We start from the raw sequence: 16,876 nt of genomic DNA, 5'->3' as shown, positions 1-16,876 counted from the left end.
TTGAGTCGTGTGGTTGCTGGGGGCCCGACGGCGTCGGCGCGTCAGGCCTTGTCGAGCCCGTATACCGAATGGAGCGTTCGAACGGCAAGCTCGGCGTAGGCCGCGTCGATCAGCACGGAGATCTTGATCTCCGACGTCGTTATCGCACGGATGTTGACGCCGCGCTTGGCGAGCGCCTCGAACGCCTGCGCCGCGACGCCCGCGTGGCTGCGCATGCCGATGCCGATGACCGACACCTTGCACACGTCCGCGTTGGTGTTCAGTTCGGTGAACCCGATCTCCGCCTTCTTGGACTCGAGGATCTGGAGCGTGCGCTCCTGGTCGCCGGTCGGCAGGGTGAACGTGATGTCGGTGGTGCGCCCGTCCTCGGAGATGTTCTGGACGATCATGTCCACGTTGATCGCGGCTTCGGCGAGCGGTCCGAACACGCCCGCGGCGACGCCCGGCTTGTCCTCCACCCGGCGGAGCGTGATCTGAGCCTCGTCCTTGGAATAGGCGATGCCGGTGACGACCTGTTGTTCCACGATCTCGTCCTCGTCGCAGATAAGCGTTCCGGGGGGCAGGCCGTTGGGGCCGACCTGCGGCGCGTCCGGCGCGTCGAAGCTCGAGCGCACGAACACCCGGACCTTGTGCACCATGGCCATTTCGACCGAGCGCACCTGAAGAACCTTGGCCCCGAGCGAGGCCATTTCCAGCATCTCCTCGAAGGCGATGCGCTCCATGCGCTGCGCCTTCGGCACGATGCGGGGGTCGGTGGTATAGACCCCGTCAACGTCGGTGTAGATGTCGCAGCGGTCGGCGCCCACGGCGGCGGCCACGGCGACCGCGCTGGTGTCCGACCCGCCACGGCCGAGAGTCGCGATCCGGTTGTCCGGCGCGATGCCCTGGAAGCCTGCGATCACCGGCACCTGACCGTCCGTCATGCGCGAGATCAGCGCCGAGCCGTCGATCGAATCGATGCGGGCCGAGCCATGGGTCCCATCGGTCCGCAGCGGAATCTGCCAGCCCTGGAACGAGCGCGCCGGGACGCCCATGTCCTGCAGCACGATCGCCAGCAGGCCCGACGTCACCTGCTCGCCGGACGCGACGATCGCGTCGTACTCGCGGGCGTCGTGGATCGCCGAGGCCTCGCGGGTCCAGGCCACGAGCTGGTTGGTCGCGCCCGCCATGGCCGAGACGACGACCGCCACCTCGTTGCCGGCGTCGACCTCGCGCTTCACGTGAGCGCCGACATTGCGGATGCGCTCGACGGTCGCGACGGACGTGCCGCCGAACTTCATCACTATGCGGGCCATCGAACTGATCAGTCTCGGAAAAACGGTCGGAAGCGGCGGGCGGCGGGGTCCGCCGACGAAAAAGGCGCGTATAGATAGCCGCGACCCCGAGCCGACACAACGCCGGAGACGACGCCCGATGACGACGCCCCACGCCGCAAGCCTCGATCGCGACGAGGTGGCGCGCTTCGACGCGCTGGCCCAGCGCTGGTGGGACCTCGACGGGCCGATGAAGCCCCTGCACAAGTTCAACCCCGCCCGCGTCGCGATCTTCCGGGACGCCATCTGCGCCCGCTTCGGCCGCGACGCCTCCGCCGTGCGGCCGCTCGAGGGTCTGCGGCTGCTCGACGTCGGCTGCGGCGCGGGCGTGCTGGCGGAGCCACTCGCGCGCCTCGGCGCGGAGGTGACCGGGGTCGATCCGGCGCCCGAGCTGATTCCCGTGGCCGCCGCCCACGCGGCCGAGAACGGCCTCGCGATCGCCTACCGGGCGGCCCCCGCCGAGGAGCTGCTCGCCGAAGGGCAGCGCTTCGACGTCGTGGTGGCCTCCGAGGTGGTCGAGCACGTGAACGACGTGCCCGCCTTCGTCGCCGTGCTCGCGGGCCTCGTTCGCCCCGGCGGCCTCGCGCTGTTCTCGACGCTGAACCGCACCCCCCTCGCCCATGCGCTGGCGATCGTCGCCGCCGAATACGTGCTGCGCTGGCTGCCCCGGGGCACGCATTCCTACGAGAAGTTTGTGACGCCCGACGAACTGTCGGCGGCGGCCCGGGCCGCCGGCCTGGAGCCCACGGACCTGCGCGGCATCAAGTTCAATCCGTTGAAGAACAGCTGGGCGCCGAGCGACGACACGCTGGTGAACTACACGCTCGCCGCCGCCAAGAGCTGAACCTGCCGCGCCGCGCCCCGTTCAGGCTCCGGCGATCACGGTGTCGCGGCCCGCGCGCTTCGCCTCATAGAGCCGCGCGTCCGCCTTCCGCAGCGTCGCCATCAGGTCTCCGACGCCAGGCGTCGAAGTCGCGACGCCCACGCTGATCGTCACGCGGCGGTCGGGCGTGCCGACAAAGGCGTCGGCGACGGCCGCGCGCAGCCGCTCGCCGAGCGCCGCGGCGTCCTCGGAATCGAGCCGCTCGGCCACCACGACGAACTCCTCGCCGCCGTAGCGGAAGACGCGGTCTCCCGCCCGCACGGCGCCGATCAGCGCCCGTCCCACCGCGGCGAGAATCTCGTCTCCGGCTTCGTGGCCGAAGCGGTCGTTCGCCTGCTTGAAATGGTCGACGTCCACCATCGCGAGGCTCACCGGCCACGGATCGATGCGGCTGCGCTCCAGCCGCTTGCGCCGCAGGTCCTCGAAAGCGCTTCGGGTGGCGGCGCCCGTCAGCGGATCGATCGCGGCGCGCGCCAGCAGGTCCTCGTAGCGCGTGCGGTAGGTCAGGGCGTCGAACACGTCCCAGATCCGGCGGCGCGCGAAGGCCGGACGCTCGGTCGGCTCCACGTAGCGCAGGTAGATCGCGATGAAGACGCTGTAGAGCGCCGCCGCCGCCATCTTCGCCGCCCAGCCGCCGCCGAGCGCGGTGAAGGGTATGCCCGTCACCCAATGCAGGACCGGAAAGAACGCGAGCTGGTCGAAGGTCAGCACCAGCGCCGAGCTCACGAGAAGCGCCGGGAAGGCCTGGCGCCGGAACAGCCGCATCAGCCGCTCGAACACCAGGATCAGCGCGATGATGTCGACGAACAGCAGCAGGGTGCCCCAGATCATGAGCACGCCGATCTGGTCGATGAAGCGCAGGTCGGCCTGATAGCCGGGCAGCGGCGCCAGCGTCTCGTGCTGCCGCAGGATCAACGCCAGCGCGACCAGCAGCAGGTTGCCGATCATCAGCCCGTAGATCGGCTGCCGCACCGTCTCCGCGTCCTCGCGGATGTAGAGCAGCAGGAACATCATCATCTTGCCGGAGAACAGCACGGTCGAGCCGGGCGACAGCAGGCCGAACGGCAGCTCGATGAAGAACACGGCCGCGAGATAGGTCTCGAGGAAGTGCATCACGCCGAGCGCGCAGACGAACAGGCCGACGCCGTAGGCGAACCGGGCCCGGAGCAGCGCGGCCATGACCGCGAAATACACCAGGGCCTGAAGCGACAGGAGCAGGACGCCGTTCATGTGCGCGCGGGATCTCGAGCGTGGGGGCGGCGGAGACGACCGCCGCTGTTCTCATTGGCCGAACGCGGCCGCCGCGCAAGTCCGGGCGCCGTGAAAAGGGGGATCGCCCAATCGACGGCGCGCATGCTAGACGCGCCCTCAGCTTCGATCGCTGGCCGCGCGCCTTGTGTCCTTCCGCCGCCGGGAGTCGCCGCATGACATGTTCGTTCCGTTTCGCCGTCGGCCTGGTCGGCGCGTTGGCGCTCCCCGGCGCCGCCCACGCCACGAAATCGGTCGCCGACCAGATGCTCGCGCTCGATCTCGACACGCGGATCGAGCAGCGTTGCAACGCCCGCGCGATGGGCGAAATCAGCCGCGCCAACCGCGCGATGCGTCCCGACGAGCTGGTCGCCTACGCCTTCAGGGACAGCGAGGTGAAGGACGACGTCGTGCATGCGCCGGGCGCCGCGGTGCGCAGCGGGAACGCCTGGTACCGTCTGTCCTATGTCTGCCGCACCACGCCCGACGGTCTCGACGTGCTGTCGCTGAGCTTCAAGCTCGGGGCGGAAATCCCGCGTTCGGAATGGGCGGACCACCAGCTCGTTCCGCAGTGAGGCGGGCTGTTAACGGATTGATAACCATCCCGGCGTCCTTTAACGGTCATCAAGGGTCGTGGGACGCCGCCTCTGGCGGGCCTGCATTCGAGGGGGGACCACCCGGCATGACGAAGCGCGCATTCCGCGCCGGCGTCGTCGCCGCCGCTGCCTTGGGCGCGGTTGGCTGCGCGCAGCACCCGAAGCCGCAGATCGTGAAAGTGAGCCTCGACGGAGGCGAACGGGACTGCCTCGCGCGTGCGATGTATTTCGAATCCCATCGGGGCAGCGACGAGGGCATGCTCGCCGTCGGCACGGTGGTGCAGAACCGCCTCAAGTCGGGAAAGTACGGCGCCAGCTACTGCGACGTCGTCGGTCAGAAGGGCCAGTTCGCCCCCGGCGTCATGACCCGCAGCATGGACGACAGCGGCGCCGAGCGCGCCCGCCGCGTGGCCGAGCAGGTCGCCGCCGGCAAGCGTCATCCGGGCGTCCGCGGCGCGATGTTCTTCCACACCGCCGGCCTCAGGTTCCCCTACCCCAACATGCGCTACGTGCTGGTGGCCGGCGGCAACGCCTTCTACGAGAAGCGCAGCGTCGACAGCATCGCCCAGGCCCGCGAGAACGCCCGTTCGCGCAACCTCGCGCTCGCCTACGCCAAGGCGGATCCGACGGCCGAAGCGAAGCCGATCGTGGTCGCGGCGCTGATCTCGCGGGACGAGGCGGCGGAGACGCCGGTCCGCGTCGAGACCCATGTGGTCCGCGCGACGCCACCCGTCCGCACCGAGGTCGCCGTCGCGGCGCCCGCCTTCCCCGCGTTCGATCCGCCGCCCGCTTTCGCTCCGACGCCCGAGCCTGTGGCGTCCGCCGCGGCCTTCGCCACGCCGGTCGCGGCGCGCTGACGCCGCGGCTTCGCGCACGTGCGGTCGGGGCTGGGATGAGGCGCAGAACAACGCGCGCCTCGTCCTTGCGGCGCTCTGTTTTCAGCGCGCCTCGCCAAGCAATCCGCATTGCCTTGCGTTTTCCCCGCTGAAGGGCTATGTTTTCGCCATCGATCTTGTTCGTTGAATTTTGTTTTGCGCTTCCTGCGCCTGCACGATCTTCCTCTCAAAATCGATGGTACGTGCGTTTCGTTCGTTTCGAGACGCGTTGATTCACGCCAACGAAAAAGGAGATCGTTATGGCGACTGGCACCGTGAAGTTTTTCAACGTCCAGAAGGGCTACGGATTCATTCAGCCGGACGACGGCGCTACGGATGTGTTCGTTCACATTTCGGCCGTCGAGCGCGCTGGTCTGCACACGATCGTCGAGGGGCAGAAGCTCAGCTTCGAAGTCGTGCGCGACAACCGCTCGGGCAAGAGCGCTGCCGAGAACCTTCAGGCCGCGTGATCTACGTCGCTTCGGTCCGCGACCACGGATGTACTGGCGCGGCCCGTGACGGCCAAGCGTTGAAAGGTCGGGCGTCACGCCCGGCCTTTTTTGTTTTCAGAGGTTCTTAGGAGGGCGGCCATGCAGGTCACCAAGGAGACGCTGTTCAAGGCGTCGAAAGCCGAGATGAAGGGCGACGCCACCACCCGCGCGGCGCGCGAGATCATCGACCGCGACCGTGCGCAGCAGGACGCCAAGACCGAACGTCTGCGCCTGGCGCGGATGGAGCGGGACGCCGCCGAGCAGGCCGCCGCGCCCCCGCCGGTGGTGAAGAAGACCCGCAAGCGCGCGGCCTCCGCCGCCTGACGCTCCGCGCCTAGCGGAACAGATTGGTGGAGGCGAGTTCCATGACCTCGTCGCCGCGGCCGTTGATGATGGCCTTCAGCATATAGAGGCTGAAGCCCTTCGCCTGCTCTAGCTCGATCTTCGGCGGGATCGACAGCTCCTGCCGCGCGACCGCCACGTCCACGAGCGCAGGTCCGTCGTGCGCGAAGGCCGCCGACAGCGCGCCCTCGAGCTCCTCGGACGACGTCACGCGAAATCCCTTCAGCCCTGCGCTCTCGGCCAGCGCGGCGAAGTCCGGATTGTCCAGCGCGACGTTGGTGTCGAGGTAGCCCGCCGCCTTCATCTCCATCTCGACGAATCCGAGCGAGCCGTTGTTGAACACGACGATCTTGATCGGCAGCTTGAGCTGCCGCGCCGAGAGCACGTCGCCCATCAGCATCGCGAAGCCGCCGTCGCCGGACAGAGAGATCACCTGCCGGCCAGGGTGCGCCGCCTTCGCGCCGAGCGCCTGCGGCATGGCGTTCGCCATCGAACCGTGGCGGAACGACCCGACGATCCGGCGTTTGCCGTTCATCGTGAGGTAGCGCGCGGCCCAGACCGTCGGCGTCCCGACGTCGGCCGTGAAGATCGCGTCGTCGGCCGCCAGCCGGTCGATGGTCTTCGCCACGAACTGCGGGTGCAGCGGCTTGCCCCGGCCCGCGGGCTTCGCCAGATCGTCCAGCCCCTTCCGCGCCTCGCCGTAATGCTTGAGCGCCTGGTCCAGAAACGCGCGGCTGCGGCCGCCCGCGAGACGCGGCAGCAGCTCGCCGATGGTCGCCTTCACGTCGCCCACGATCCCCAGCGCCAGCTGGGCCCTCCGGCCGAGGGCTCCGGGATCGCTGTCGATCTGCACGATCTTCGCCTTCGGCGGATAGAAGTTGCGGTAGGGGAAGTCGCTGCCCAGCATCAGCAGCGTGTCGCAGTCCATCATGGCGTGATAGCCGGACGAGAAGCCGATCAGCCCGGTCATGCCGACGTCGAAGGGGTTTTCCCATTCGACGTGCTCCTTGCCCCTCAGCGCGTGGACGATCGGCGCGCCGAGCGCGTCGGCGAGCCGGACCACCTCGTCATGGGCGCCTGCGCAGCCTGCGCCGCAGAGCAGCGTCATCTTGCCGGAGCCGTCGAGCAGACGCCCGAGCGCCTCGACGTCGGCGAGGTTCGGCAGCAGCCGGGGCTCCGACAGCCGCGGCCAGTCGGCCCGCGCGGCCTCCGGCGCCGGCTTCAGGGCGATGTCGCCCGGGATCACCAGCACCGCCACGCCCTTGCGGCCGATCGCCGTGCGCAGCGCCCGGTGCAGGATCTCCGGCATCTGCCGCGGATCCTGCACCATCTCGCAGAACACGCTGCACTCGCGGAAGAGCTCCGTCGGCCGCGTCTCCTGAAAATACTCCAGCCCGATCTCGCTGGAGGGAATGTGCGCCGCGATCGCCAACACCGGCACGCGGTTGCGCTGGCAGTCGTAAAGACCGTTGATCAGGTGCAGGTTGCCTGGGCCGCAGCTGCCGGCGCAGACCGCGAGCTCGCCGGTGACGGCCGCCTCCGCGCCGGCCGCAAAGGCCGCGACCTCTTCATGGCGGACGTGCATCCACGCGATCGTCTTCAGCCGCCGCAGGCTGTCGTTCATGGCGTTCAGGCTGTCGCCCGTCACGCCCCAGATTCGCTTGACGCCCACGTTTGCGAGCGTTGCGACGAGCAGGTCTGCGATGGTCTGGCTCACGGGCGGCGTCCTTCCGGTCTCACGGCTCGCGGGGATAGGCGCGCCGCAGCGCGACGGTTCCCTCAGGGCAGCCTTGCGCAGGGCGACGGAGCCGCCTGCTGACCCGGCAGATCAGACAGCGGCCGCCGCTCTTTTTGGAGGCTCCGTCGCGCTCAATCGTCAGCAGCGTTGATGCCGCCCGGCAGCGCGCCGGCCTGCTTGTTCGCCGGCGCCCGATCCATCGCGGCGATCGGCGGCTGGATCTCCGTCAGCCTTGTCATGGCGGCAATGGCAAGCCGATGTTTTGCGCAGCGCCAGGCATGGCGCCAGCGACGTTCGACGAGCGTCTCCCGGAAGGGGCGTCGCCGGACAAGGCGACGGGCGCTCAGATGGTTAATGCCGAAATGCGCATGTTTCCGCCTGTTTCCAAGTGAGACAAAGTGCAAATCATGCGATCGCATAGAACGTGAGATAGAAATTGTAAATACGGCCACACTTAAGTCAGCGGCGATAGCGTGGCAGGACGCCCTGATGCCAGTGCGGCGCGCCAGCGATTCAACTGAGAGCAGCGCGTAACGATGGCGGGCGATGGCGGGCACCTATCTATATACAAGTGGCGGAGATTTTTCGGAATCGGCCTCCACTTCGATCTCAATGGTAAGCGGCGCGGAAGGCCGGCTCGGCTCAACATACAACGGAAGGCTGAGTACTGTTCTCTTTATTGGGGGATTAAGCGATCTCGGAACTGGACGGACCACGGATCAGTTTACGGTAGCGAATTTTTCAGCCGACGGGGCGGTCGGTTACTACGGATACGATACGACTTTATTTAACGATCTGAACGGGTACTATTTCGATTTCTCGAGCGCGGATGGCGGCGGCGCCTACTCCGCGTTGTTCTATGGCGGTCGATATGCCGACGTTCTGATCGGCGGCGAGGGCGCCGACACGCTGAACGGCGGCGGTGGGGCGGACAGCCTGGTGGGCGGCGAGGGCGCCGACGCCTTCTATGTCGACAACATCGGCGACGTCGTCACCGAGAACGCCGACGAGGGGACCGACACCATCCATTCCTCCATCGCCTGGAGGCTGGGCGCGAACGTCGAGAACCTTACGCTCACCGGCTCGGACCGGATCAACGGCGTCGGCAACGCGCTCGACAACGTGCTGACCGGCAACGACGGCGCGAACTACCTCAAGGGCGGGAACGGCGACGACACGCTGAACGGAGGCGGCGGGAACGACCGGCTGAACGGCGGCCTCGGGGCTGACAGCCTGGCCGGCGGGACGGGAGACGACGCCTACTACGTGGACGACCTGGGCGACTCCGTCACGGAAGACGCCGACGGAGGGAGCGACACGGTCTACGCGTCGGTCGACTACGCCTTGAGCGCCAACACGGAGCGGCTGATCGGTTCCGGCGCGACCGGCCTTGCGCTGACAGGCAATGACCTCGCCAACAGGATCATCGGGACTGCCGGAAACGACACCTTGACGGGCGGCGCCGGCAAGGACGCGCTGACCGGAGGCGACGGGGAAGACGTCTTCGTGTTCACGGGCGTCGCGGACGCCAGCGACTCCATCACGGACTTCAAGGTCGGGGTCGACACGATCGCGATCGATCTCGCGGGCTTCGGCCTGACCAGCTTCGACGACAGCCTGTTCGAGTCCAACGCGACGGGCAAGGCGACGGAGGCCGACACGCGCTTCGTCTACAACGAGACCCTGGGCCGGTTGTTCTACGACGCGGACGGCACCGGGTCGGAAAAGGCCGTGCTGGTCGCGACCCTGCGGGGGGCGCCCGAACTCACCGCCGACAGCTTCTCGATCATCGGAACCGAAGCCTGATCCTGAACTCAGAAGACGCCCCGCCTCGGCTCCCGCCGGGGCGGCCGAGCCCCCAAGCGACGCTCGAACCCTCAACCGATTCGATCCGTCGGAGTCGCCGCCGAACCTCCCCCGCGGACCCGGGAGCGCTTCGGCGCGGTCCCAGCGACATTCCGAACCAAGACAGCAAACGGCGACTCAAGCCGCCCGGCTGAGCTCGTTCCGTCCACGCATTCTCTTGGAAAGAATCTGGTGCTGCGAGAGAGGATTGAACTCTCGACCTCTCCCTTACCAAGGGAGTGCTCTACCACTGAGCTACCGCAGCGCCGAGGGCCGGCGAAGCGGCCGGCTTGAAGCGCGCGGAACCTGCCACAAGGGTCGGACCGGCGCAAGCGCACGACGACGACTTAAATCGCCGCGTCGGAAAAAAGCCCGCGGGCCGGCCAGGAGGGGCGGCCGGCCCGCGGAGATCGGCGTCAGGCGCTCTTGAACTTGCGGTCGCCGAGCGGCAGGTCGCGGACGCGTTCGCCGGTGGCGGAGAAGATCGCGTTGGCGAGAGCCGGCGCGAGCGGCGGCACGCCGGGCTCGCCTACGCCCGACGGCTTCTGCTCGGACTTGACCATGTAGACCTCGACCTTCGGCATGTCCTCGATCCGGAGCGGCTCGTAGGTGTCGAAGTTGGCCTGCTCGACCTCGCCGTCCTTCAGCGTGATGGCGTTGCGCAGCGCCGCGCCGAGGCCGAAGCCCACGCCGCCCTCGATCTGCGCCCGCACCACGTCGGGGTTGATCACCACGCCGCAGTCCACGGCCGCCACCACGCGGTCGACCTTGATCGAGCCGTCCTTCTGGATCGAGACGTCCACCACCTGGGCGACCATGGTGTTGAAGCTCTCGTGCACCGAGACGCCGCGGCCCTTGCCCTTCTCGAGCTTCGCGCCCCAGCCGGCCTTCTCCGCCGCGAGCTTCAGAGCCGCGGTGTGGCGCGGCTTGTCCTTCAGCAGCGCCAGCCGGTACTCGACGGGGTCCTTGCCGGCCGCGAAGGCCAGCTCGTCGATCATGGTCTCGACCACGTGCGCGGTGTGGGTGTGGCCGACCGACCGCCACCACAGCACCGGCACGCCGACCTTCAGCGTGGTGAGCTCGACCTTCAGGTTCGGCACGGCGTAGGCGAGGTTCGACGCGCCCTCGACCGAGGTCTCGTCGACGCCGTCCTTCACCGCCATGGCCTCCAGCGCGGTGCCGGAGAAGATCGACTGGCCGGCGACGCGGTGATGCCAGGCGACCGGCATGCCGTCCGCGCCGATCGCGGCGCGCACCTTGTGGGCGTAGAACGGCCGGTAGTAGCCGGCCTTGGTGTCGTCCTCGCGGGTCCAGACCAGCTTGATCGGAACCGCGCCGTCGATCGCCTTGGCGATCATCACGGCCTCCGTCACGTAGTCCGCGGTCGGAACCGCGCGGCGGCCGAAGCTGCCGCCGGCCCACACCGTCTCGATCGTCACCTGTTCCGGCTTGAGACCGGTGAGAGCGGCCACCGTCGGCTGGTCGATCGCCTGGAACTGCGCCGCGTAGATCAGATGCGCGCGGTCCTTCTTAAGATCGACGACGCAGTTCAGCGGCTCCATCGGCGCGTGCGCCAGATAGGGGAAGGCGTAGTCCGCCTCGATCACCTTGGCCGCGCCCTTCAGCGCGCCCTCGGCGTCGCCGGTGTTGGTCGCGGTCGCGACGCCGGGCTTCGACACCGCGTCCTTGGCCATCGCCAGCAGTTCGTCGGAGCCACGGTTCTCGGCGGCCGAGAAGTCCCACTCGACCTTCAGCGCGTCACGACCCTTGAAGGCCGCCCAGGTGGACTTCGCCAGCACCACGACGCCCGAGGGGATCTGCACGACCCGCTCGACGCCCTTGACCTTCTTGGCCTCCGCGTCGTCGAAGCTCTTCACCTTGCCCCCGAAGCGCGGGGGATGGGCGACGGCGGCCACCAGCATGCCGGGCAGCTTGACGTCCTGGGTGTAGATCGCCGTGCCGTCGGTCTTCGGGTCGTTGTCGATCCGGTGCAGGCCCTCCTTGCCGATCAGCTTGAACTTGGAGGCGTCCTTGTAGGGCGTCTCCTGCGCCATGCCGGTCGGCGCCGGGATCTTTGAGGCGGCCTCGGCGAACGCGCCGTAGGTGCCGCGCTTGCCGGAGGGGTGGGTGAGCACGCCCTTGTCGACGCTGATCTCGCCCTGCGCCACCTGCCACTTGTCGGCGGCGGCCTTCACCAGAACGGCGCGGGCGGTCGCGCCCGCCGTGCGGTACTGCTCCCAGGAGTTCGCCATGGCGGTTGAGCCACCGGTGCCCTGCGCCTTGAAGGCGAGGTTGGCGTAGAGGTTGTTGTCGGCCGGCGCGAATTCGGTGCGCATCTGGCTCCAGTCGGCGTCCATCTCCTCGGCGATGAGGGTGGCGAGGCCGGTCGTCGGCCCCTGCCCCATGTCGAGATGCTTGACGACGACGGTGATCGCGCCGTCCGGCGCCACCTTCACGAAGGGGTTGAACTGCACGACGCCGCCCGCGGCGCCCTGAGCCGCGGCGGGATCAACCTTGAGGCCGACCATCAGGCCGAGGCCGGCGCCGCCGGCGACTGCGAGGAAGCCGCGGCGGCTGAGGTCGAGCGGCTTCGCGGCGGCGGGGATATTGGTGTGGGCTGTCATGGCGTCAGGCCTCCAGCCGCTTCGCGGCGTCGTGGATCGCGGCGCGTACGCGGTGGTAGGTCGCGCAGCGGCAGACGTTTCCGCTCATGGCGGCGTCGATGTCGTCGTCGGTCGGCTTCTTGTTTTCGGACAGGAGCGCCGCTGCCGACATCATCTGGCCGGACTGGCAGTAGCCGCACTGGACCACGTCGAGCGCGCGCCAGGCGGCCTGCACGGCCTTGCCCTCCTTCGAGGCGTCGGCCCCGACGAGGCCCTCGATGGTGACGATCTTGGCGTCGCCGACGTCGCCCGCCATGGTCTGGCAGGAGCGGACGGCCTGGCCGTCCATGTGCACGGTGCAGGCGCCGCAGAGCGCCTGGCCGCAGCCGAATTTGGTGCCGGTCAACCCGATGTCGTCGCGGATGACCCAGAGCAGCGGAGTGTCGGCGTCGACGTCGACGGACCGCGCCTCGCCGTTGATGTTGAGCTTGATCATGTTGGACCTCGTCTGGCGGGCCCATCGGCCCGCGGGCATCGCCGCGCCCTCTCCGGGGCGCAGCGTCGAAGTGAGCGGATGGTACGCTCCTGATTTGAGAGGTTCCAGACTGCCCTCTTGCACGATCCTCCGAGTGTCTTGCACGAAAGGCGTAAGGGCTTTTGCCGAGACCAAACCCATCACGGCCATGAATGGCCGAGCGCACGATCCTTGGCTTTTCGAGCGGCGCGGGTTGCGGCCTAATGCCGGCCGCCCGCCGGACGTGGCCGGCGACCAGGGGTGTTCGGCATGCGCATTCTGATTCTCGGAGCCGGCGGCATCGGCGGCTATTTCGGCGCGCGGCTCGCGGCGGCTGGCGTCGACGTCACCTTCCTTGTGCGTCCCGCCCGCGCCGAGCGGCTGGGGCGCGACGGGCTCGTGGTGACGAGCCCCTACGGCGACGTGACCCAGAAGGTGACGGCGATCACGACGGCGTCCGAGCCGTTCGACGCCGTGCTGCTGTCCTGCAAGGCCTACGATCTCGACAGCGCGATCGCGGCGATCACGCCGGCGGTCGGGCCCGACACGCTGGTGCTGCCGCTGCTGAACGGCGTCCGCCACCTCGACGCGCTCGACGCGGCGTTCGGCAAGGACCGCGTGCTGGGCGGCGTGGCGCTGATCGGCGTCACCATGACCGCCGACGGCGCGATCAAGCACCTGAACAGGCTGCAGGGCTTCGTGCTGGGCGCCCGCGCTCCCGGGCAGCAGGAGCGCGCGGCGGCGCTTCATGCGGAGCTCGAGAAGGGCGGGTTCGCGCCCGAGCTGAGCGCGGACGTGATGCAGCAGATGTGGGAGAAGTTCACGATGCTCGCGACCTTCGCCGGCGTCACCTGCCTGATGCGGGCGCCCGTCGGGGCGATCATGCAGGCCGATGACGGCGAGGCGCTCGTGCGAGCGCTGTTCGACGAGTGCGCGGGCGTCTCGGCCGCGAACGGCTACGTCCCGCGCGAGGCGTTCCGGGCGCAGAGCCTCGGCATGCTGACCGCGGCGGGCTCGCCCGCGACCGCCTCGATGCTGCGCGACGTCGAGAGCGGCGGCCGCACGGAGCACGACCACATCCTCGGCGACCTGCGCGACCGCGGGAGGGCGGCGGGCGTCGCCGTTCCCACGCTCGCGATCGCCTACGCTCACATGCAGGCCTACGCCGCGCGCAAGGCGATGGAGACGGCCTGACCCTTAAGCCGCGGCCGCGTCCAGCAGTTCGGCCGTGATCCGGCCCTCGTGCTCGAGGGTCGCGGGGCCGGACATCAGGATGTGGTCGTCGCCCTCGCGCCAGACGATGCGCAGCGGGCCGCCGGGCAGCGTCACCACGACGTCGCGGCCGGTGCGGCGGGTGCGCGCCGCGGAGACGGCGGCGGCGCAGGCCGCGGTGCCGCAGGCGAGCGTTAGCCCCGCGCCGCGCTCCCAGACCTTGAGCGTGATCGCGCTCTTCGACGTCACCTTGGCGAGCGAGATGTTCGCGCGCTCGGGGAACAGCGGGTGGTTCTCGAGCAGCGGCCCCGACCGACGCAGATCGACCACGTCGAGGTCATCCACCCAGAAGATCGCATGGGGATTGCCGACGTTCGCGACGGAGGGCGAGTGCAGCAGCGGGGCGTCGATCGGCCCGAGCTGCAGCTCGATCGCCCGGGTGTCGTCGAACGCCTCGCTCAGGGGGATGTCGGCCCAGCCGAAGCTGGGCGCGCCCATGTCGACGGTGACCTGGTCGGGCTCAGCGCCGGCCGAGCACAGCAGAAGGCCGGCGTCGGTCTCCAGCACGAGGTCGCAAACGCCTGCGTCGCGCATGAGCAGCCAGGCCACGCAGCGCGTGCCGTTGCCGCAGGCCGAAACCTCCGAGCCGTCCGCGTTGTAGATGCGCATGAAGGCGGCGACGCCGTCCAGGCCGGGATGGAGCGCCATGAGCTGGTCGAACCGGGTCTCGGGGCGCTGAGCGAGCGCCCGCGCCTCGGCGGGCGTCACCGAGCCGCCGTCGCGCAGGTCGACCACCAGAATCTCGTTGCCGAGCCCGTTCATCTTCGCAAACGGGCGACCGATCAGCGAGCTTGCAGTGGTGGCGTCCGGCATGGTCATGGCGCGTGCAGCTCCAGCGACGGCGGCGGCCGTCGGGCGCGCACTATATGGCCTGCGATGCGCCGGGGCGCGAGAGGGCTATTCCACGACAGCGACCGTCGCCTGCGCGAGCGCCGTGGAGGTGGAGCCTGCGAACACGTCCGCTCCGCAACTGACGCCAAGCGCCAGCAGCGCGATCGCGCCTATGCGGGACGGCCAGCACGTGAAAACACGGCGGACGGGATTCCGGGTTGTCATGGAAGTCATCAGTCACTCCGACGGGCTTTAAGCCGTGCGTCGCAGGGTGAGCGCTGAGACCTGCGTCGCCTCGGATCGATGAATTCAGAACGCCCGGCCACACATTGGCCATGGGGCGCGGTCTGAATGCGTGCGCTACAAATCGGGAAATACTCCCAACTCGCGCCAAACGCCAGACGTCGACCTGCCGCGCGACGCTCCGCCGCGGTCGCTGGCGGTCGCGGCCCGCGCAACCCCGCCCAAGGTTGACGCGGCGGCGCCCGAACCGTATGGAAACCGCCACGTCTTGATCGAGAGACGTCCCGCAAAGCCCCTCGTCCCATGAGTTCCGGGGGTCAACGTCCGCCAGCGCGATGCGCCCGCGGGCGCGATTTGCGTTGGGCGATTCGCTGGTCGGGACCGAAGCCACGAGCGAGAGCTTGATGTTCGACACGCTGACCGACCGCCTGAGCGGCATTCTCGACCGCCTGACCCGACGCGGCGCCTTGACCGAGGCGGACGTGGCCGAGGCCATGCGCGAGGTGCGCCGGGCGCTGCTCGAGGCCGACGTCGCGCTTGAGGTCGTCCGGTCCTTCGTGGATCGGGTGAAGGAGCGCGCGGTCGGCGTCGACGTCGTCAAGTCGGTCACGCCCGGCCAGATGGTCGTCAAGATCGTCCACGACGAGTTGGTCGCGATGCTGGGCTCCGACGCGCAGGGCATCAGCCTCGCGGCCGCGGCCCCCGTGCCGATCCTGATGGTCGGCCTGCAGGGCTCGGGCAAGACCACCTCGACCGCCAAGATCGCCCGCAGGCTCACCCAGCGCGACAAGCGCAAGGTGCTGATGGCCTCGCTCGACACGCGCCGCCCGGCTGCGATGGAGCAGCTCGCGACGCTGGGCAAGCAGACCGAGGTCGCGACGCTCCCGATCGTCGCCGGCCAGACCGCGGTGCAGATCGCCCGGCGCGCGATGGAGGCCGGCCGTCTCGGCGGCTACGACGTCGTGCTGCTCGACACCGCCGGCCGCACCACCCTCGACGAGGCCCTGATGGCCGAGGTCGTCGAGGTCAAGAAGATCACCAATCCGCACGAGGTCCTGCTCGTCGTCGACGCCCTCACCGGCCAGGACGCGGTGACGACGGCGCGCGCCTTCGACCAGGCGGTCGGGGTCACCGGCATCGTGCTGACCCGCGTCGACGGCGACGGCCGCGGCGGCGCGGCGCTCTCCATGCGGGCGGTCACCGGCAAGCCGATCAAGCTCGTCGGCACCGGCGAGCGCTTCGACGCGGTGGACGAGTTCCACCCCGAGCGCATCGCGAACCGCATCCTCGGCATGGGCGACGTCGTCGCGCTCGTCGAGAAGGCGGCGGCCGAGATCGACGCCGAGAAGGCGGCGAAGACCGCCGAGCGGATGCGCAAGGGTCAGTTCGATCTGAACGACCTGAAGGACCAGCTACAGCAGATGCAGCGCATGGGCGGCATGTCCGGCGTGATGTCGCTGCTGCCCGGCGTCGCCCATCTCAAGAAGCAGATGGCCGGCGCCAACCTCGACGAGGGCATGTTCAAGCGCCAGGCCGCGATCATCGACTCGATGACCAAGGCCGAGCGCAGCAATCCCGACCTGCTCAAGGCCTCCCGCAAGAAGCGCGTCGCGGCGGGCTCCGGGACCAAGGTCGAGGAGATCAACAAGCTCCTCAAGATGCACCGCCAGATGGCGGACATGATGAAGATGATGGGCAAGGCCGGAAAGTCGGGCCGCGGACCGCTCGCCGGCCTCGGCGCGGCGCTGGGCTTCGGCGGCGGCGGCGCGCCCGCCATCCCGCCCGAGGCGCTCGAGGACCTCAAGAAGGGCAAGATGCCCGAGGGCCTGCCCCCGGGCTTCCCCGGCGGCGGCTTTCCCGGCGGCCCGGGCGGCTTCCCGCCCGGTTTCCCAGGTCTCGGCGGCCCGAAGCTGCCGGGTCTCGGCGGCTTTCCCGGCCTTGGGAAGAAGAAGTGAGGCCGTCCGTCACGCACTCATCGTCATGCCCCGGCTCGTCCGGGGCATCCACACCTTCGCTGCCCAGCGCTTGACGATCGAGCCTGGATGCCCCGGACGAGCCGGGGCATGACGCAGTCTGAAACGC

16 protein-coding genes and 1 tRNA gene are annotated in these 16,876 nt (G+C 69.1%); 8 read left to right on the top strand and 9 right to left on the bottom strand.

The window, feature by feature from the left end:
* Positions 1 to 41 precede the first annotated feature (41 nt).
* On the bottom strand, positions 42 to 1,295 hold the full coding sequence (locus JOD31_RS11190) for an aspartate kinase (protein ID WP_204950375.1): 1,254 nt from the start codon (positions 1,293 to 1,295) through the stop codon (positions 42 to 44).
* A gap of 118 nt (positions 1,296 to 1,413) precedes the next feature.
* On the opposite strand from JOD31_RS11190, the gene ubiG reads away from it, so the two are divergent.
* On the top strand, positions 1,414 to 2,157 hold the full coding sequence (gene ubiG / locus JOD31_RS11185) for a bifunctional 2-polyprenyl-6-hydroxyphenol methylase/3-demethylubiquinol 3-O-methyltransferase UbiG (protein WP_204950374.1): 744 nt from the start codon (positions 1,414 to 1,416) through the stop codon (positions 2,155 to 2,157).
* Positions 2,158 to 2,178: 21 nt separating this feature from the next.
* On the opposite strand, the gene JOD31_RS11180 is transcribed toward ubiG, so the two are convergent.
* A complete protein-coding gene (locus tag JOD31_RS11180) occupies positions 2,179 to 3,426 on the bottom strand; it encodes a GGDEF domain-containing protein (RefSeq protein ID WP_204950373.1) in 1,248 nt (415 codons plus the stop codon).
* A 194-nt stretch (positions 3,427 to 3,620) separates the two neighbouring features.
* Between JOD31_RS11180 and JOD31_RS11175 the strand changes: the two genes are divergently transcribed.
* The 4 genes from JOD31_RS11175 to JOD31_RS11160 all read left to right on the top strand — a co-directional run bounded on the left by JOD31_RS11175 (position 3,621) and on the right by JOD31_RS11160 (position 5,730).
* Positions 3,621 to 4,019, top strand: coding sequence for a DUF930 domain-containing protein (locus tag JOD31_RS11175; protein WP_204950372.1), 399 nt, complete (start codon positions 3,621 to 3,623; stop codon positions 4,017 to 4,019).
* 107 nt (positions 4,020 to 4,126) lie between these two features.
* Positions 4,127 to 4,897, top strand: coding sequence for a cell wall hydrolase (locus JOD31_RS11170; protein ID WP_204950371.1), 771 nt, complete (start codon positions 4,127 to 4,129; stop codon positions 4,895 to 4,897).
* Between the two features lie 278 nt (positions 4,898 to 5,175).
* Complete coding sequence (locus JOD31_RS11165; protein WP_020187088.1) at positions 5,176 to 5,385, top strand: cold-shock protein; 210 nt, start codon at positions 5,176 to 5,178, stop codon at positions 5,383 to 5,385.
* Positions 5,386 to 5,505: 120 nt separating this feature from the next.
* Positions 5,506 to 5,730 (top strand): hypothetical protein, encoded by a 225-nt coding sequence (locus JOD31_RS11160; RefSeq protein ID WP_020187089.1) that lies wholly within the window; start codon positions 5,506 to 5,508, stop codon positions 5,728 to 5,730.
* 10 nt (positions 5,731 to 5,740) lie between these two features.
* Here JOD31_RS11160 and poxB read toward each other — a convergent pair whose 3' ends face one another.
* Both poxB and JOD31_RS11150 read right to left on the bottom strand, forming a co-directional pair.
* Positions 5,741 to 7,465 carry a ubiquinone-dependent pyruvate dehydrogenase gene (poxB, locus tag JOD31_RS11155; RefSeq protein ID WP_204950370.1) on the bottom strand — a complete coding sequence of 575 codons (1,725 nt, stop codon included), beginning with the start codon at positions 7,463 to 7,465 and terminating at the stop codon, positions 5,741 to 5,743.
* Positions 7,466 to 7,617: 152 nt separating this feature from the next.
* Positions 7,618 to 8,043 carry a hypothetical protein gene (locus JOD31_RS11150; protein WP_204950369.1) on the bottom strand — a complete coding sequence of 142 codons (426 nt, stop codon included), beginning with the start codon at positions 8,041 to 8,043 and terminating at the stop codon, positions 7,618 to 7,620.
* Positions 8,044 to 8,338: 295 nt separating this feature from the next.
* Between JOD31_RS11150 and JOD31_RS11145 the strand changes: the two genes are divergently transcribed.
* Positions 8,339 to 9,292 carry a calcium-binding protein gene (locus JOD31_RS11145; protein WP_246482423.1) on the top strand — a complete coding sequence of 318 codons (954 nt, stop codon included), beginning with the start codon at positions 8,339 to 8,341 and terminating at the stop codon, positions 9,290 to 9,292.
* Positions 9,293 to 9,521: 229 nt separating this feature from the next.
* Here JOD31_RS11145 and JOD31_RS11140 read toward each other — a convergent pair.
* The 3 genes from JOD31_RS11140 to JOD31_RS11130 all read right to left on the bottom strand — a co-directional run bounded on the left by JOD31_RS11140 (position 9,522) and on the right by JOD31_RS11130 (position 12,430).
* A tRNA-Thr gene (locus tag JOD31_RS11140) sits at positions 9,522 to 9,596 on the bottom strand.
* A gap of 151 nt (positions 9,597 to 9,747) precedes the next feature.
* Positions 9,748 to 11,955: a xanthine dehydrogenase family protein molybdopterin-binding subunit gene (locus JOD31_RS11135; RefSeq protein ID WP_204950367.1), complete on the bottom strand. Its 2,208-nt coding sequence runs from the start codon at positions 11,953 to 11,955 to the stop codon at positions 9,748 to 9,750.
* Between the two features lie 4 nt (positions 11,956 to 11,959).
* On the bottom strand, positions 11,960 to 12,430 hold the full coding sequence (locus tag JOD31_RS11130; RefSeq protein ID WP_204950366.1) for a (2Fe-2S)-binding protein: 471 nt from the start codon (positions 12,428 to 12,430) through the stop codon (positions 11,960 to 11,962).
* A gap of 288 nt (positions 12,431 to 12,718) precedes the next feature.
* Between JOD31_RS11130 and panE the strand changes: the two genes are divergently transcribed.
* Positions 12,719 to 13,642: a 2-dehydropantoate 2-reductase gene (gene panE / locus JOD31_RS11125; RefSeq protein ID WP_204950365.1), complete on the top strand. Its 924-nt coding sequence runs from the start codon at positions 12,719 to 12,721 to the stop codon at positions 13,640 to 13,642.
* Positions 13,643 to 13,645: 3 nt separating this feature from the next.
* Here panE and dapF read toward each other — a convergent pair whose 3' ends face one another.
* The gene (gene dapF, locus JOD31_RS11120; protein ID WP_246482422.1) at positions 13,646 to 14,539 is read right to left on the bottom strand and encodes a diaminopimelate epimerase; all 894 of its coding nucleotides are present in this window, start codon (positions 14,537 to 14,539) and stop codon (positions 13,646 to 13,648) included.
* Positions 14,540 to 14,617: 78 nt separating this feature from the next.
* A complete protein-coding gene (locus tag JOD31_RS11115) occupies positions 14,618 to 14,785 on the bottom strand; it encodes a hypothetical protein (RefSeq protein WP_204950364.1) in 168 nt (55 codons plus the stop codon).
* 413 nt (positions 14,786 to 15,198) lie between these two features.
* On the opposite strand from JOD31_RS11115, the gene ffh reads away from it, so the two are divergent.
* Entirely contained in the window at positions 15,199 to 16,749 is a 1,551-nt protein-coding gene (gene ffh / locus JOD31_RS11110) for a signal recognition particle protein (RefSeq protein WP_204950363.1), read from the top strand.
* Positions 16,750 to 16,876: the final 127 nt, after the last annotated feature.

Source organism: Methylopila capsulata, assembly GCF_016907975.1.
Lineage (GTDB): Bacteria > Pseudomonadota > Alphaproteobacteria > Rhizobiales > Methylopilaceae > Methylopila > Methylopila capsulata.
Note: the sequence above shows the minus strand (reverse complement) of the source record. Positions and strands in the feature narration are given on the sequence as shown.

Coding starts and splice junctions, on each gene's coding strand:
- JOD31_RS11190 (WP_204950375.1), bottom strand. CDS start 1,295: ATGGCCCGCATAGTGATGAAGTTCGGCGGCACGTCCGTCGCGACCGTC.
- JOD31_RS11115 (WP_204950364.1), bottom strand. CDS start 14,785: ATGACTTCCATGACAACCCGGAATCCCGTCCGCCGTGTTTTCACGTGC.
- JOD31_RS11175 (WP_204950372.1), top strand. CDS start 3,621: ATGACATGTTCGTTCCGTTTCGCCGTCGGCCTGGTCGGCGCGTTGGCG.
- panE (WP_204950365.1), top strand. CDS start 12,719: ATGCGCATTCTGATTCTCGGAGCCGGCGGCATCGGCGGCTATTTCGGC.
- JOD31_RS11170 (WP_204950371.1), top strand. CDS start 4,127: ATGACGAAGCGCGCATTCCGCGCCGGCGTCGTCGCCGCCGCTGCCTTG.
- JOD31_RS11160 (WP_020187089.1), top strand. CDS start 5,506: ATGCAGGTCACCAAGGAGACGCTGTTCAAGGCGTCGAAAGCCGAGATG.
- ubiG (WP_204950374.1), top strand. CDS start 1,414: ATGACGACGCCCCACGCCGCAAGCCTCGATCGCGACGAGGTGGCGCGC.
- JOD31_RS11180 (WP_204950373.1), bottom strand. CDS start 3,426: ATGAACGGCGTCCTGCTCCTGTCGCTTCAGGCCCTGGTGTATTTCGCG.
- dapF (WP_246482422.1), bottom strand. CDS start 14,539: ATGACCATGCCGGACGCCACCACTGCAAGCTCGCTGATCGGTCGCCCG.
- JOD31_RS11135 (WP_204950367.1), bottom strand. CDS start 11,955: ATGACAGCCCACACCAATATCCCCGCCGCCGCGAAGCCGCTCGACCTC.
- JOD31_RS11165 (WP_020187088.1), top strand. CDS start 5,176: ATGGCGACTGGCACCGTGAAGTTTTTCAACGTCCAGAAGGGCTACGGA.
- JOD31_RS11130 (WP_204950366.1), bottom strand. CDS start 12,430: ATGATCAAGCTCAACATCAACGGCGAGGCGCGGTCCGTCGACGTCGAC.
- ffh (WP_204950363.1), top strand. CDS start 15,199: ATGTTCGACACGCTGACCGACCGCCTGAGCGGCATTCTCGACCGCCTG.